Source organism: Fulvimarina endophytica, from assembly GCF_003403015.1.
Taxonomy (GTDB): Bacteria; Pseudomonadota; Alphaproteobacteria; order Rhizobiales; family Rhizobiaceae; genus Fulvimarina; species Fulvimarina endophytica.
This window is the reverse complement of sequence record NZ_QURL01000001.1, coordinates 320,821-336,388: the sequence shown is the minus strand read 5'-3', so window position 1 is coordinate 336,388 and position 15,568 is coordinate 320,821. Positions and strand designations below refer to the sequence as shown.

Sequence of the window (15,568 nt, the reverse complement as noted above, 5' to 3'; positions counted from 1 at the left end):
GACAGAAGATCGATGAAAACCAGAGCCGCCGTCGCATTCGAGGCCAAGAAACCGCTCGAGATCGTGGAACTCGACCTCGAAGGTCCGAAGGAAGGAGAGGTCCTCGTCGAGATCATGGCGACGGGCATCTGCCACACCGACGCCTACACCCTGGACGGCCTCGATTCTGAAGGCCTCTTCCCCTCGGTTCTCGGACACGAGGGCGCCGGCATCGTCCGCGAGGTCGGGAAGGGCGTCACCTATGTGAAGCCGGGCGACCATGTCATCCCGCTTTACACGCCGGAATGCCGCCAGTGTAAGTCCTGCCTTTCCGGCAAGACCAATCTCTGCACCGCCATCCGCGCGACGCAAGGCAAGGGCGTGATGCCGGACGGCACCTCGCGTTTCTCCTACAAGGGCCAGCCGATCTACCACTATATGGGCTGCTCCACCTTCTCGAACTTCACGGTCCTGCCCGAGATCGCGGTCGCGAAGATCCGCAACGACGCGCCCTTCAAGACGAGCTGCTATTGCGGCTGCGGCGTGACCACCGGTGTCGGCGCCGTCGTCAACACGGCCAAGGTCGAGCCCGGCTCGAACGTCGTCGTCTTCGGCCTCGGCGGCATCGGCCTCAACGTCATCCAGGGCGCCCGGCTCGTCGGTGCCGACAAGATCATCGGCGTCGACCTCAACAACGACAAGAAGGAATGGGGCGAGCGGTTCGGAATGACGCATTTCGTCAATCCGAAGGAGATCGACGGCGACATCGTCGCTCATCTCGTCGAACTGACGGGCGGCGGCGCGGACTACACCTTCGATTGCACCGGCAACACCATGGTCATGCGCCAGGCGCTGGAAGCCTGCCATCGCGGCTGGGGCGTCTCGGTCGTCATCGGCGTGGCGGAAGCCGGCAAGGAAATCTCCACCCGGCCGTTCCAGCTCGTCACCGGGCGCGTCTGGAAGGGCTCGGCCTTCGGCGGCGCGCGCGGCCGCACCGACACGCCGAAGATCGTCGACTGGTATATGGACGGCAAGATCCAGATCGATCCGATGATCACCCATACCCTCAGCCTCGAGGAGATCAACAAGGGCTTCGACCTCATGCATGAGGGCAAGTCCATCCGCTCCGTCGTCGTCTATTGAGCGAGGATTTCGACGCTCCGCACGAGGAGCCGGAAGCGGAATTCCGGTGGAGCACGTTCGAAGAGCTGTCGGCGCGGGAGATCCACGATCTCCTGCGCCTGCGCAGCCTCGTCTTCGTCGTCGAACAGACCTGCGCCTTCGCGGAAATCGATGGGATGGACCCGCAGGCGATCCACCTGCGCCTGATGATCGGCGACGAACTCGCGGGCTGCCTGCGCGTTGTCGAAACCCATGAGGCGATCCGGATCGGGCGCATCGTGACGGCAAAAGCCCATCGGGGTCGCGGCTTGGGCCATGAGATGATGGCTGAAGCCCTGCGTTACGCGGCCCGGCGTTTCACGCGCCGGGACCTGATCGTGTCGGCGCAGTCTCATCTGCGCAGTTTCTATGCCGCACACGGGTTCGAGGCCGCATCGGCGCCCTATGACGAAGACGGCATTGCTCACATCGACATGACACGAACCGCATCGCGCGAGCACTGAAGTCTGCGGCTCGCGCGATCAGGCACGATTGACAGACAGGGAGACCAGAGTGATGGAAACCGTTTCCAAGAACACGGCCCATGGCGGCACGCAGGGCGTCTACAAGCACGCGTCCAGGCAGACCGGCACCGACATGACCTTCTCGGTCTTCGTGCCGCCCCACGATGAAGGCGCGAAGCTTCCCGTCGTCTGGTATCTGTCGGGCCTCACCTGCACCCATGCCAATGTGACGGAAAAGGGCGAGTTTCGTCGGCGCTGCGCCGAACTCGGCCTGATCTTCGTTGCGCCCGATACCAGCCCGCGTGGCGAGGACGTCGCCGACGATGCGGAGAAGGCCTACGACTTCGGGCTGGGCGCCGGCTTCTACGTCGATGCGACGCAGGAGCCTTTCGCCAAACACTACCGCATGTGGAGCTATGTGACCGAAGAGCTCCCCGCGCTGATCGCGGAGAACTTCCCGGCCGATATGGACCGCCAGTCGATCATGGGCCATTCCATGGGCGGGCATGGTGCTTTGACCATCGGCCTGACCTTCCCGGACCGCTTCAAGGCCGTCTCGGCATTCGCTCCGATCGTTGCGCCGAGCCAGGTGCCATGGGGCCACAAGGCTCTGCCCGGCTATCTGGGAGACGACAGGGCCGAGTGGCGCAAGCATGACGCGGTGGCGCTGATCGAGGACGGCGCACGGGTCGACGCCCTGCTGGTCGATCAGGGCGAGGCCGACAATTTCCTTGCGGAGCAGTTGAAGCCGCAGCTCCTGGAAACGGCCTGCCAGGACGCGGGGATCGATCTGACGCTCCGCATGCAGCCGGGCTATGATCACAGCTACTACTTCATCTCGACCTTCATGAACGATCACCTGAACTGGCACGCCGAGCGTCTGAAGTAGCTTGAATCGAACGGACCGGAGCGGACTCGGCGGAGAAGACCCGCTCCGCTTCGGTCCGATCGCCTTTGCCCGGTCGAGCGCGAGAAAACGGCCTGCCCGAGCGGTGAACGCCTCTTCAGGCCGGTCGTATCACGGATCTCCGGGTCGAGATCTCGTGCGGGATCGCTGCAACACTGAAGGGGCCGCGATCCGCTCTGTCATCGAACAGCCTTAGCTTTGCCGGATTTTAGGATTTTCGGTCCATTAACGATGTTCGAGAGCGTTCCCGGTCGCAGACCATCAGGGCGTGCGCGAAAGCTCAGTTTGGAAGGCTATCACCGATGCGTGTTTTGGGAGCTTTGGTCCCGGTTCTTGCCGCAAGCCTCCTTGCGGGCTGCATGGCGGATGGCAACGAATCGATTGCCGAGGCCATCAGCCCCACGGCCTATCAGGAAGACGCTCACTGCAAGAGCCTTCTCCTGAAGCCCGGCGAACTGGTCTACGCCCAGTGCAGGCTGGCGATGTCTCAGATCTATCTGAAGAACTACAATGCCCGGAAGTCGGCGATCGAAGCCGAACTCGGTCAGCCGATTTCGTCGACCTTCGAACAGGCGCTCCGCGCCGATGCGTTCTGCAATTACGACGAGTCGATGAAAGTCGCCCCGAACTCCTTCGACGACGCCGTCGCCGCCAATCTCGCCTATGCGAATTGCGAGCAGACCCGTGCGGCGATCGAGCAGGAGATCCGCGCGCTCGGACGCGACCCGATGACCTTCACCATGGCGGAACAGCCGACCGTGATGCGTCACAATCTTCAGACCATTCAGGACACGAAGGACGTGATCAACGGGATCGGTTGAGGCGAGGCGCAGGCACCGTCTTCACTTCGCAGCTCACTATGACGACAAAGGCCGGCCCGAGGGGCCGGCCTTTGTCGTTTGGACGAGTGATGTCCGCTTCGATCAGTTCGAGGGGTTCGACGAATTGGAGGACGCCCCATCCGACTGAGCCGGCACGCCCGGCGTTTCCGGCAGGTTGTCCGTCTGCGGCTCGGGCGATGGCGCGCTTCCCGAAGATCCGGCCGCTGCGGTTCGGCAGGATTCCGAATAGGTCTGCAGGAACCCGAAGATCTTCGCCTGATCGGGGTCGCCGACACGTCCGTCGGAAAGCATCCGGTCCGCGACCGGAGGCGCGACCACCGATGCGATGAGATAATCGCGCTGGGGATCGGAAAGTGCCTCGAGCGAGGCATCGGCGAGGCAGGAACAGGCCTCCCTGCTCATGTTCTTCAGCTGGATGGCGCAGAGGCCCGAGATCAGTTCGGTCTGATTCTCCTCCGAATAGCGCGGCAGTTCGAACTTCTCACCAACCTGATTGCTCGGCTGCCCGTCCGGCGTGGAAGAGGACGAACCCGTGGCGCTGCTCGCGGCCGCACCCGCCTCGCTGCTCGACGCGGCAGGCTCGTTGGTCGTTCCGCCCGAAGTCCCGTCCTGCTGCGCGTATGCGGTGCCTGAAAAGGCGAGACCAAGCGCCATGCCCAGAGCCAGAGCAGTGCGTTTTGGTGCTTTTCGATCGTGCATGTCGTCTCCCAAGAACATTGACGGCCGAGCGAACGGGCGCTCGACCACCGGCGTTTACCGTGCCACCATCTGCGAAATCTACACCGCCCGGTACCGGTTCCGCACTGGCTCATAAGTCGCAGGTCGGATTTCTCCCCCGGCGAATTTCACCCCGGACACCGCATCGGACGCCATAACGAAAAAGCCCGCCGAAACAGGGCGGGCTTTGCAGTCAGTCGTTTCGATGCAGCGGAACGCAGCTGCGCATCCAGTCGATCGGCGCGATCAGTAGACGCGCTTCTTGGGCGCCATCTTCTCCTCGGGCATGCCCTCGGCGATGAACTCGGTGTGGACCGGGCGATAGGTCAGCGTGACCTTGCCGGCTTCGTCGACCGTCGCCAGCGAGTGGACACGCCAATCAGCATCCAGGCGCTCGGTGAAGTCCTCGCGGGCATGGGCACCACGGCTTTCCTTGCGAGCCTCGGCCGAATAGACGGTCGTGATCGCGTTCGCCATGAGGTTTTCGAGCTCGAGCGTCTCCACGAGATCGGAGTTCCAGATCATCGAGCGATCGTTCACCTTCAGATCGGACAGTTCGTCCCAGATCGCCGAGACGCGCTCGCAGCCCTGGGCGAGGGTTTCCTGGGTGCGGAAGACGGCCGCATCCTCCTGCATCGCCTTCTGCATGCGCTCGCGCACCGCCGCCGTCGGATTGGAGCCGTTGGCGTGGCGCACCTTGTCGAAGCGCGCCATAATCTTGTCGCAGGCCGCGTAGTTCACGCCGGGATTTGCGGCATCGCGATCGATGACCGAGCCGGCGCGGATGGCTGCCGCACGGCCGAACACCACGAGATCGATAAGCGAGTTCGAGCCCAGCCGGTTGGCGCCGTGCACCGAGGCACAGCCCGCCTCGCCGACGGCCATCAGACCCGGCACGATGGCGTCGGGATTGTCGGCGGTCGGGTTCAGCACCTCGCCGTGATAATTCGTCGGGATCCCGCCCATATTGTAATGGACCGTCGGCAGCACCGGGATCGGCTCGCGCGTGACGTCCACGCCCGCGAAGATCTTGGCACTCTCCGAGATGCCCGGCAGGCGCTCGTGCAGGATCTTCGGATCGAGATGGTCGAGGTGGAGATAGATGTGATCCTTCTCCTTGCCCACGCCTCTGCCCTCGCGGATCTCCATGGTCATGCAACGCGAGACCACGTCGCGCGAGGCCAGATCCTTTGCCGAGGGCGCATAGCGCTCCATGAAGCGCTCGCCTTCCGAATTGACGAGATAGCCGCCCTCGCCCCGGACGCCCTCGGTGATGAGGCAGCCGGCACCGTAGATGCCGGTCGGGTGGAACTGGACGAATTCCATGTCCTGGAGCGGCAGACCGGCCCGCGCGACCATTCCGCCGCCGTCGCCGGTGCAGGTATGCGCCGAAGTCGCGGAGAAGTAGGCGCGGCCGTAGCCGCCCGTCGCCAGAACCACCATCTTCGCGGAGAAGCGATGGATCTTGCCGTCATCGAGATCCCACGCCACCACGCCGGTGCAACGGCCGTCGTCGGACATGATGAGATCGATGGCGAAATACTCGATGAAGAACTGGGCGTGGTTCTTCAGCGACTGGCCGTAGAGGGTGTGGAGAATGGCGTGGCCCGTCCGGTCGGCGGCGGCGCAGGTGCGCTGCACCGGAGGGCCTTCGCCGAAGTTCTGCATGTGACCGCCGAAGGGGCGCTGATAGATCAGCCCGTCTTCGGTGCGCGAGAACGGAACGCCGTAATGCTCCAGCTCATAGACGGCCTTGGGCGCTTCCATGGCGAGATACTGCATGGCGTCCACGTCGCCGAGCCAGTCGGAACCCTTGAGCGTATCGTAGAGGTGCCACTGCCAGCTATCCGGCGTCATGTTCTTCAGCGACGCGGCGATGCCGCCCTGCGCCGCAACCGTATGCGAGCGCGTCGGGAAAACCTTGGTGATGCAGGCCGTGCGCAGTCCCTGCTCGGCCATGCCGAGGGTTGCCCTCAGCCCCGAACCACCGGCGCCGACGACGACCACGTCGAATTCGTGATCGACATATTCGTAAGCCTTGCCGTTCTGCTTCGGCGCCTCGCGATGGGGCTGCCCGTTCGTTCCGTTTGTCGCCATGAAAGTCAGCCTCCAAAGCTCATTTTGACGATCGCATAGAGCCCGACGCCCGCGATCAGGCAGGCGAAGAACACGTTGCCGATCGTCAGGGGCCATTTGGCAGGCCCGTGCATGTAATCTTCGATGATCGTCTGCATGCCAAGCCGCATATGGACGCAGGCCGAGACGATGACGAGGGCGGCGCCGACGCCGATGACCGGATTGGCGAAGGCGGCGCGGACCGACGCATAGTCGCCGGTGGACAGCGAGATCACGACGAAGAGGAAGATCGTGATGAGCACGAGGTTCGAAATCGCCGTCAGTCGCTGCTGCCAGAAATGTTCGGTTCCACCATGGGCGGAACCCTTGCCGCGAACGCGGCTCAGCGGTGTGCGCATATCTCTCATGGGGCCGTTGTCCTTTACGCGAAGATCCAGATGCCGAGCCACAGGAGCACGGTGATGGCGAGGGAGCCGGCGATGGTCGCCTGAGCGAACTTCGTCGACGTCTCCTTCGAGAGCCCGTGGCCGGTGTCCCAGATGAAGTGACGAATGCCGCCGAGGGCGTGATGGATGAGCGCCCAGGTATAGCCGATGAGCACGATCTGAATCAGGAAGTTTCCGAAGAACGACGTCGCCGATTCATAGGCCTCGGGTCCGCTCGCTGCGGCTGCGAGCCACCAGACCACGAGGATCGTCCCGAAATAGAGAGCGCCGCCGGTGATGCGATGGAGGATCGACATCGCCATGGTCGGGCGGAATCGATAGATCGACAGATGCGGCGACAGGGGACGCCTGGACTTCAAATCGGACATCGGTGTCCTTTCCGTCTTCGTGGATACGCGGCTTCAGGGTTATGGTGCACGGCACCATTCGCGCAAAGCCCTCGCGGTTGTCTAGATCGCTTCTAGAAGAAGCAAGGCGAGCCGGAAAGCAAGTTTTCCAGGCCGTGCGCGAGGCGCGCAGAAGGATTATCCGGTTTCAATCGTTTCACGTCGAAGAAGTCGCAGCCGGCCGTCCACACCGATCGGGAGGCTCCGGCCCGTCGACCGAATCAGTGCGGCGGAAGGCTGCGGTCCGAGAAGCGGACGACGAAGCTCTTCCAGTCGGCGGGAGCCGCCACGCGCTCATAGAGCTGGCGACCGGCATCCGGGTTGCGCGGCGCGTGCAGCACCAGTTTCGACCACCCCCTCGGATCGGCTTCCTCGCCCAGAAGGTCGATCATCGCCTTGGCGATACCCTTCCGGCGATGCTCCTGCGCGACGTAGATATGGTCGGCGAGACCGGATCGCATTCCGGTCCAGAGATCGGGAATATCGTAGAAGACGATGAAGCCGACGAGCTCGCCGTCGAGGCGCGCGCCTAGAACCTCGGCGGTGCGGTCCTGAAGCAATTGCTCGGCATAAGCCGTGTCGGGCGCGCCGATATCGTCGCGGAACAGCGAGCGATTGTAGGCTGCAAGGAGAGGCGCGAGTTCCCCGGCTTCGCCGAGACGGAGAAGGCGGATCTCGATATCGGGCGAAGGCGTCCTGGCGTGATCGGTCATGCAGGTCACAGTTCTGCGGATCGCCTCTCCCGTCAAGCGGTGCCGAGGCGCCGCACTACCTTAATCACCGTATCGCATGCCGCAAACGACACGGCCGTCCGCCTGGCCATCGCCTACGGATCGGCGATCTCGGGCCTTATGTCGAGACCGGGTCCGAAGATCGCGGACCGTGCCCTCGAGACGGATCGGCACCGCACGGCATTCGCATCCTCGATCGATGCTTCAGTGCACGTGGTCCGGCATGACGTCCGGCGCCGGGGACGTCAGATCCTGCGACACCGCGTCGTCGATCGCGTACCACGCGGCCTCGCCGCGGAACCAGAGTCCGTCGATGTCGACGAGCGTATCGGTCCCGTAGGTTTCACTGGTCACGATCACGCGGCCGTCTTCGCTCCGCTGGAAGTCGTAGTCCGCGATGCGCCCATCGTAATCGACCTGATCGTAGGCGGCACCGCCCTCGTAGCGATCGTCGCCCGTGCCGCCGTAGAAGCTGTTATTGCCGCCGGCGCTGATGAAGTGGTCGTCGCCATCGGTTCCGACGAGGTAACCGCCGGCCTCGGAAGCGCGGATGACGACGGGGGCCGGATCGGCAACGCCGCCTCCCGGTGCTGCGGTGGCCAGATCGCCGACCGCATACCATTTGGCTTCGCCGCCGAACCACAGGCCGTCGATGTCGATCAGCGTGTCGGTCGCTCCCGTCGCCTTGTCGCGAACGGTGACGCTGTCGTCGGCGGCGCGCAGGACGACGTAGTCCGACGCATTCCCGTCGTAGTCGGACTGGTTGTATCCCTCGCCGCCTTCCATGCGGTCGTCGCCCGCGCCGCCCCGGAAGGTGTCGTTGCCGGCTCCGCCGATGAAGTGATCGTTGCCGGCCGTTCCCTCGATATAGCCGCCGGCGGCCGACGCACGGATGACGTTGACGCCCGGAACGGGGTCGACGGGGGTCGGATCGACCGGCACCGGCTGGGTCGGGGCCGGCAGAGCGAGATCGCCGACCGCATACCATTTGGCCTCGCCGCCGAACCACAGGCCGTCGATGTCGATCAGAGTATCGGTCGCTCCCGTCGCCTTGTCGCGGACGGTGACGCTGTCGTCGGCGGCGCGCAGGACGACGTAGTCCGACGCATTCCCGTCGTAGTCGGACTGGTTGTATCCCTCGCCGCCTTCCATGCGGTCGTCGCCCGCGCCGCCCCGGAAGGTGTCGTTGCCGGCACCGCCGATGAAGTGATCGCTGCCGGCCGTTCCCTCAATATAGCCGCCGGCGGCCGACGCACGGATGACGTTGACGCCCGGCACGGGATCGACGGGGGTTGGATCGACCGTCACCGGCTGGGTCGGCACGGGGCCCGCGAGATCGGCGAGCCAGGACCATGTCTGTGAGCCCTGGAACCAGATCCCGTCGATATCGACGAGCCGATCGGTGCCTTCGATCATGCTCTTCACGGTCACGCTGCCATCGGCGTTGCGCGTGAAGGTGTAGTCGGCCGGCGAGCCCGAGAAGTCGACCTGATCGTATCCCCCGGCGCCGCCTTCATAGCGATCGTTCCCTCGGCTGCTCGCAAAGACGTCGTCTCCCGCGGTGCCGACATGGCGATCGTCCAGGCGCGTTCCGAAGCTCGGCCGGCCGCTGCCATCGGCCTGGATGACCTTGTCGAAATTCGGAAGGAGATCGACGCTCGGAATGGCTGCGAACGGCTTTGCGGCGATGGCCGTATCCGTCGCCACAAGCGTCACCGCGTCGACGACGACCGCCTCTCCGCGCGAGCGCAAAGTGAGCTTATCGGCATTGCCCGTCCCGGTCATCGTCACCGCCAGACGCTCCGAACCGGTCGCCGGCGCGGCGACGCGGGCGACGACGTCGCCGTTCCAAAGCACTTCGAACGCCGTCCGGCTGCCGGCCGAGAGCGTGCCGAGATCGAGTTCGAGCCTGTAGATCTGGCCCGCGCGCGTATCGATCCTCTGGTTCAGCGTGCCGTCGTTCGCGTCGAGCGCGACGGCGCCTTCTCCGGGCAGATCGTAGGGCACCTGATCGCGTCCGAGCACCGTGACGGTGTCGCCCTCGATGGTCCATCCGAACAGGAAATCGGTGTAACCGGACTGCACCGGATCGATGGCCGTCTCCAGCGCACCGTTGAGGAGAAGACTGTTAGCGTCGAGAGCCTCTCCATTGGCATAGATCGGGTCCACCGCGATCATCTCGGCGATCGAGGGCGTGCCGTTCTTGTCCCAGACGAACAGCATCCAGGAACCAGGCGTCGCTCCCGCCCCGACCCCCGGCATCTCGACGACGATCTTGCCGTCGGGCCTGACCGTGTAGTCGAGCGTCAGCACGCGCGTTTCCATGTTGAAGCTGTGAGTCGCAGCTCCGGACTTCACGAACGTGATCTTGGAGATCGATGAAGGGTCGCCGACAGAGATCTCGAACTGTCCGTCATGGGAGACGCGGTCGGTGGCCGCGCTCAGGATCGGGCGTTCCGCGACACTGCCGTCCGCGTTGAAGAGATAATCGGGGCGATAGATCTGGGCGTCGAGATAATCGTGTTCGGAGAGCGTCGAAGCGCCGCCGCCGGACGACAGGATCGTGCCGTCGACGAGGAGAACGCTGCTCGAATGATAGAGCCGCGCATGGGCCTCGTCGCCGACTTCGGTCAGCTGGTTCGTCTCGGGGTCCCAAACGAGTGCGGTGAGGACGGCACCCTGCTCGGTGAAACCGGTGGAGGAGCCGCCATTGATGAGAATGCGGCCATCCGCCATCACGGTCATGTTCGACCAGCTGCGGCTGGATTCCAGTTCCGCCACGCGCGTGATCACGGGTGCGGCCCCCGTCATGTCGATCGTCCAGAGACCATTGGCATAGTCGTGAACCAGCACCTTGTCGGGCTGGTACATCACGGTCGGGGCCTCCCAGTCCGGCACGAAGGGCAGCTGGCCGATGATCGTGACGCTGCCTGCGCCGCCCGGATCCAGCCGCACCAGATCATGGGTGCCGTTCGGCCCGAGCCCGTTGGCGAAATAGAAGACGGAGCCATCGGTATGGGTGAAGATGCGGGGATAATAGGTCGTGACGACGTCGGAGCCGTAGACGTCACCGCCGGAGCGCTGGATCATGTCGGCATCGGCGGCGCCTTCGAGGCGGTGCCAGCCCATGCCGGGCGTGTAGATCTCCGGGACGCCGTCGGTGCTGCCCGTCCCGCCGATGACGAGAATGCGGCCATCGTTCAGGGACACCTGGCTCGGATACCATCGGGGCGTCGACATATCGCCGCTCGGATCGCTCATCATATGGCCCATGCCGCCATAGAAGATGTTGCTGTCGTTCACCGGGCCGTTGGTATAGCCGAGAGGACGCGCATCGCCGCCGGCCATCAGGATGCGGTCGGAGCCCGGGATGATGAGCGCCGCCGAGCAGAAGATGTCGGTCGGGGTGTGCGTGTGGTGATCGAGCAGCTGATGCTCGCCGGTCAGCGGATCGTAGATGGCGTGATACATGGTCGCGCCCTGCGCGCCCTCGATATCGGTTCCGAAGGTGAGCACCCGGCCATCCTGCATGACGATCGAGTGGATCGCCATGATCGGCCAGTCCATCAGCGGGCTCCAGCTGCCGCTCACCGCACCGTTCCGCGCATTCGCCGACTGAACCATAACGAGAACCCCATCCGCGTCCATGAAGAAGACGAGGCACAACGGATGCCTCAGCGGTATCGAGATTGCTACTACAGAGAACGAATTCGGGCAAACAACTTGGCGACTTGCAACGCCTCGTTGTTTTCTCGTGTTTAACGAAAACTTTAACCTTCCTCCGCTGATCAATGGCGAAACCAGGGTTTCGGGCGTCTTTGAACCCGTTAGACTGCCTTAACGATATTCCGAAATTCTTCGGAACGAGTGTGCAAACCTTGCCCTGCGTCGTCGCAACTCCGAAAACCGTGACAAGGGCTTGCGATCGGCAAGTGACTGAGGACCGAGTAGAAGGCCCCACACCCTCGTGCTGGCATCAGGCGAGACGATCGCCGCGAGGAACCGGACATCCGGCCTGCACTCCGCGAGACCGCATGGCCCACAGGTATTCAGTTCAGGACCGTGATGGTAGCTTGTAAGAATAGGAGATGCTTGAGACAGTCGACGAGTTCTTCACGGATGCACCAAGCCATCATGCACCGTCCGGTCCACGACCCAGCGATCGACGCACGCCCGGTCACTCTCGCGGCATGGGCCTTTTGTCGTGGGTTGTCGTCGCGGCCATCCGGCCCGCCGCCGGCCGGACCTCCTACAATTCGGATAGGGGAGAGGATCGGGATCAGACGTCTCCGGCGATGGCTGCCTTGAAGCCGAAATTGCGTGGGTTCGGTCGGATCGAGACCCGGTTGGCGATCCTCGCTCTCCTGCCGTTCATCGCCCTGGTCTATTGGGGCGCCGAGACATTGGCGTTCCGCTCGGCCATGGAGGATGGGCGGTCTCTCCTCGCCGATCGCCTGCAGATCGTTCGCCGGGCCGTGGAAACGGAGGTGGACCGCTTCCGCGCGCTTTCGGCGATCGTCGCGCAGGACCCGCGCATCGCCCAAGCGTTGACCGCCGGGACAGCGGAGGCTCGCTCCCGTGCCGACGCCTATCTCAAGACGGTCGGCGATCTCGCCGGCGCCGAACAGGTCTACCTCATGGACACGACCGGGCTGACGGTTTCCGGAAGTCGGGCAGGCGAACCGGAAAGCTTCATCGGAGGCCGCTACGATTTCCGCCCGTATTTCCTGAAGGCCATGGCGTTCGGCGAGGGGCGCTATTACGGCGTCGGCGTCACCACAGGCAAGCCAGGCTATTTCGTGGCGTCGAGGGTCGAGAAGGACGGCCGCATACTCGGCGTCGTGGCGACCAAGGTGGATATGAGTCCGCTCGAGACGACCTGGGCACGGGCAGGCCAGGCTGTCGGCGTCGCCGATGGCGAAGGCGTCGTCTTTCTGACCGGCCTTCCCCAGTGGCGATACCGCTTCCTGTTTCCGCCGAGAGACGGCACGGGCCAGATACTCGGTCGTGAACGCCGCTATGCGGGCACCGATGTTCTCGAAAGGCCACCGCTTCTCGGCAGCCAGGCGCGTCCTCTCGATCGGCCCGCCATGCCGGACTTGCCTGCGTTCAGCGCGGATGCCGCGACCGACCTTCTCTTTGCGTTCTCGAGGAGCGCAATCGACGATTGGCAGCTTTTCGCCACGCTCCCTCTTTCGGGTCCGCGCGGCTTTGCCCAGCTCGTCGCGGTGGCGAGCGTTCTCTGCGCCCTCCTCCTTCTGGTCGGCGCCATCGTCGTGAAACAGCGGCGCAGCATGATCGCGATGAAGCTTCGGGAAACCCGCGTGCTCGAGGAGCGCGTCGCCGAGCGCACGCGCGATCTCGCCTCCGAGGTGGAAATGCGGCGGCGCACCGAGGCCGAATTGCGCGCGACCCATGACAGCCTCATCCACTCCGAAAGGCTCGCAGCCCTCGGCCGCATGTCGGCGGCCATCGTCCACGAGATCGGCCAGCCGCTCTCGGCTCTCGAAAGCCGCCTTGCGACGGTCGATCATTACGGGCGCCAGTCCGGGCGCGAGGAGATCGTGCGCAATGTCTCGTCCATGCGCGATCTCCTCGGGCGCATGCGCCGCACCATGCACCATCTGCGCTCCTTCGCCGGCCGGCGGGATGGCCGAGACACGGCCGATGTCGATCTGAACGAAGCGCTGGACGCAGCTCTCGTCATCGCCGCGCCGAGGGCACGCGAGGCCGGCGTTCGGCTCTTGTCCGAGCTGCCGAGCGGACTTCCGCTCACCCGCGGCGTCGCCGTGCGCCTCGAACAGGTCTTCATCAATCTCATCGTCAACGGCATCGATGCGACACGCCAGGCGGCAGGCGCTCAGATCACGATCAGGTCCGACATCTCGGATGGTTTCGTGACGATCCATGTGGACGACGAGGGTTGCGGGATCGACGAGGCGGTGCAAGAGCGGCTCGGCGAGCCCTTCTTCACCACCAAGATCACCGGCGAAGGCCTCGGCCTCGGTCTTGCCATCTCCAACACCATCCTCGAAGACCATGGCGGTGCCCTCACCTTCTCGTCTCGGGATGGGGGCGGAACGCGGGCGAGCGTCAGGCTTCCGGTGGTCGCCGGAGCGGTAACGCCTCATTTGGAGAGCGCATGAGCGAGCGCGGACACGTTCTTCTCGTCGACGACGAGCCCGAACTCGTCGATGCGGCGTCGGAATGGCTCGGCGTCAGCGGCTTTGCGGTGTCGAGCTTCACCGATCCGCGCAAGGCGATCGCATCGCTCGATCCCGACGCCGTCGATTGCGTCGTCAGCGATCTCAGAATGCCCCATCTCGACGGCATGGAGCTGCTGAAGGCGATCACGGCCAAAGACAGGCGCCTGCCGGTCATCCTCCTCACGGCCCATGGCGATGTCGCCCATGCCGTTCAGGCGATGCGGCACGGGGCGCACGATTTTCTCGAAAAGCCCTACGATGCGGATCATCTCGTTGCCGTTCTCGACCGGGCGATCGAGGAGCGGCGCCTGCGCCGCGAAATCAGCCGCCTGCGCGCCGAACTGGACGGGTCGGCGGAACTGGATTCGAGACTCGTCGGCGCGTCCCGGCAGATGCGGGAGATACGGGCGAAGATCCTTCAACTGGCAAATTTCGATGTCGACATCCTGGTTCACGGCGAAACGGGGACGGGCAAGGAGGTTGTCGCGCGGGCACTCCACGATTTCAGCCGCCGCGCACCGCATCGTTTCGTCGCCGTCAATTGCGCAGCGGTTCCCGAAACCATCTTCGAGAGCGAGATGTTCGGCCACGCCGCCGGGGCCTTCACCGATGCCAAGGGCGAGCGGGAGGGGAAGGTCGAATATGCCGATGGCGGCACCCTGTTTCTCGACGAGATCGAGTCGATGCCGCTCAATCTGCAGGCCAAGATCCTGCGCGTTCTGCAGGAACGCGAAGTCGAGCGTCTCGGCTCGAACAAGTCGCGGCCGATCGACATCAGGGTGGTCGCCGCCACCAAGCGAGACCTGAAGATCGAAAGCGAGGCCGGCCGGTTCCGGCCCGATCTCTACTACCGCCTGTCGACGGTCGAACTCCGCTTGCCTCGCCTGGCGGAACGGGCAGGCGACGTCTCGCTTCTCTTCACCCTGTTCGTGGAGCGGGCGGCCCGGCGTTTCGGGATCAATGTCGCTCCCCCCTCCCATGGCGTTCTCTCCGATCTGGCGACGCGCCCCTTCGCGGGAAACGTGCGCGAACTGAAGATCGAGGCCGAACGCTATGCGCTCGGGCTGAACGGCGCCGGTGCGGCGAGCTCGGCTCCCGGCGGTTTCGCAGACCTTCCCAGTCAGGTCGCCGCCTTCGAGGCCGATCTCATTCGCCGCGCCCTCGATGCATCGGACGGCTCGGCGACGCTCGCCGCCGAGCGTCTCGGGCTGCCGCGCCGAACGCTCAGCGAAAAAATCGCGCGCTACAATCTGCGCGACCCGCGCAGCGGCCACTGAGGTCGCCTCGAAGATCCGATGCCGATGCAAGAGCCTGGAAAGTCGCCGGATCGAAAGCGCGAGGCGTGGAGGACTCCGGGCGTGACATCGGGCGGCATGAATGGCGGAATATTGCCAAGGGGCAAATCGGCGATGGCAAGAATCCGCCCAAAGCGGCCAGACTTGCTGCGGCGCACCCTGCCAGGGTGGAACCGTCCGGTCCTGCGCCGATCTAAAGCCGCGTCCACGGATCGTTAAGAAATCAGGCCTCGCAGCCTTGCCGCAGCGCCGGGAATTCGCTTCTCCCGCCTTTTTGCGACGCCCTGGTCTTGAAGTGGCACGCGTCTTGCTGCGAGCTATTCACGCCGTCGGAGGGACGGTGTCGAAATACGTAATC

General features: G+C 64.3%; 12 protein-coding genes. 6 read left to right on the top strand and 6 right to left on the bottom strand.

The genetic code is table 11. The annotated features are described in order from the left end of the window. Positions 1-12: 12 nt before the first annotated feature. The 4 genes from DYI37_RS01390 (at position 13) to DYI37_RS01375 (ending at position 3,332) form a co-directional block, all read left to right on the top strand. Entirely contained in the window at positions 13-1,122 is a 1,110-nt protein-coding gene (locus tag DYI37_RS01390; protein WP_116681401.1) for an S-(hydroxymethyl)glutathione dehydrogenase/class III alcohol dehydrogenase, read from the top strand. Further along, a complete protein-coding gene (locus DYI37_RS01385; protein WP_116681400.1) occupies positions 1,119-1,604 on the top strand; it encodes a GNAT family N-acetyltransferase in 486 nt (161 codons plus the stop codon). Before DYI37_RS01390 ends, DYI37_RS01385 begins: the two co-directional genes overlap by 4 nt. A gap of 52 nt (positions 1,605-1,656) precedes the next feature. Then, positions 1,657-2,493 (top strand): S-formylglutathione hydrolase, encoded by an 837-nt coding sequence (gene fghA / locus DYI37_RS01380; protein WP_116681399.1) that lies wholly within the window; start codon positions 1,657-1,659, stop codon positions 2,491-2,493. A 320-nt stretch (positions 2,494-2,813) separates the two neighbouring features. Then, positions 2,814-3,332 carry a hypothetical protein gene (locus DYI37_RS01375; RefSeq protein WP_116681398.1) on the top strand — a complete coding sequence of 173 codons (519 nt, stop codon included), beginning with the start codon at positions 2,814-2,816 and terminating at the stop codon, positions 3,330-3,332. A 102-nt stretch (positions 3,333-3,434) separates the two neighbouring features. Here the strand turns inward: DYI37_RS01375 and DYI37_RS01370 are convergent, their stop codons facing one another. The 6 genes from DYI37_RS01370 to DYI37_RS01345 form a co-directional block, all read right to left on the bottom strand. Then, positions 3,435-4,052 carry a hypothetical protein gene (locus DYI37_RS01370; protein ID WP_147307841.1) on the bottom strand — a complete coding sequence of 206 codons (618 nt, stop codon included), beginning with the start codon at positions 4,050-4,052 and terminating at the stop codon, positions 3,435-3,437. Between the two features lie 264 nt (positions 4,053-4,316). Beyond that, positions 4,317-6,167, bottom strand: coding sequence for a succinate dehydrogenase flavoprotein subunit (gene sdhA, locus DYI37_RS01365; protein ID WP_116681396.1), 1,851 nt, complete (start codon positions 6,165-6,167; stop codon positions 4,317-4,319). Positions 6,168-6,172: 5 nt separating this feature from the next. Continuing rightward, the gene (gene sdhD / locus DYI37_RS01360) at positions 6,173-6,553 is read right to left on the bottom strand and encodes a succinate dehydrogenase, hydrophobic membrane anchor protein (protein WP_116681395.1); all 381 of its coding nucleotides are present in this window, start codon (positions 6,551-6,553) and stop codon (positions 6,173-6,175) included. 14 nt (positions 6,554-6,567) lie between these two features. Beyond that, a complete protein-coding gene (gene sdhC, locus DYI37_RS01355) occupies positions 6,568-6,960 on the bottom strand; it encodes a succinate dehydrogenase, cytochrome b556 subunit (protein WP_116681394.1) in 393 nt (130 codons plus the stop codon). 239 nt (positions 6,961-7,199) lie between these two features. Further along, a complete protein-coding gene (locus DYI37_RS01350; RefSeq protein WP_116681393.1) occupies positions 7,200-7,691 on the bottom strand; it encodes a GNAT family N-acetyltransferase in 492 nt (163 codons plus the stop codon). 222 nt (positions 7,692-7,913) lie between these two features. Beyond that, a complete protein-coding gene (locus DYI37_RS01345; protein WP_158555054.1) occupies positions 7,914-11,300 on the bottom strand; it encodes a galactose oxidase-like domain-containing protein in 3,387 nt (1,128 codons plus the stop codon). Positions 11,301-12,004: 704 nt separating this feature from the next. On the opposite strand from DYI37_RS01345, the gene DYI37_RS01340 reads away from it, so the two are divergent. Both DYI37_RS01340 and DYI37_RS01335 read left to right on the top strand, forming a co-directional pair. Then, positions 12,005-13,855 (top strand): sensor histidine kinase, encoded by a 1,851-nt coding sequence (locus DYI37_RS01340; protein ID WP_158555053.1) that lies wholly within the window; start codon positions 12,005-12,007, stop codon positions 13,853-13,855. Further along, entirely contained in the window at positions 13,852-15,192 is a 1,341-nt protein-coding gene (locus DYI37_RS01335; protein WP_116681390.1) for a sigma-54-dependent transcriptional regulator, read from the top strand. The genes DYI37_RS01340 and DYI37_RS01335 overlap by 4 nt, the downstream gene beginning before the upstream one ends. Positions 15,193-15,568: the final 376 nt, after the last annotated feature.

Coding starts and splice junctions, on each gene's coding strand:
- DYI37_RS01390 (WP_116681401.1), top strand. CDS start 13: ATGAAAACCAGAGCCGCCGTCGCATTCGAGGCCAAGAAACCGCTCGAG.
- fghA (WP_116681399.1), top strand. CDS start 1,657: ATGGAAACCGTTTCCAAGAACACGGCCCATGGCGGCACGCAGGGCGTC.
- DYI37_RS01375 (WP_116681398.1), top strand. CDS start 2,814: ATGCGTGTTTTGGGAGCTTTGGTCCCGGTTCTTGCCGCAAGCCTCCTT.
- DYI37_RS01370 (WP_147307841.1), bottom strand. CDS start 4,052: ATGCACGATCGAAAAGCACCAAAACGCACTGCTCTGGCTCTGGGCATG.
- sdhA (WP_116681396.1), bottom strand. CDS start 6,167: ATGGCGACAAACGGAACGAACGGGCAGCCCCATCGCGAGGCGCCGAAG.
- sdhD (WP_116681395.1), bottom strand. CDS start 6,553: ATGAGAGATATGCGCACACCGCTGAGCCGCGTTCGCGGCAAGGGTTCC.
- sdhC (WP_116681394.1), bottom strand. CDS start 6,960: ATGTCCGATTTGAAGTCCAGGCGTCCCCTGTCGCCGCATCTGTCGATC.
- DYI37_RS01350 (WP_116681393.1), bottom strand. CDS start 7,691: ATGACCGATCACGCCAGGACGCCTTCGCCCGATATCGAGATCCGCCTT.
- DYI37_RS01340 (WP_158555053.1), top strand. CDS start 12,005: ATGGCTGCCTTGAAGCCGAAATTGCGTGGGTTCGGTCGGATCGAGACC.
- DYI37_RS01335 (WP_116681390.1), top strand. CDS start 13,852: ATGAGCGAGCGCGGACACGTTCTTCTCGTCGACGACGAGCCCGAACTC.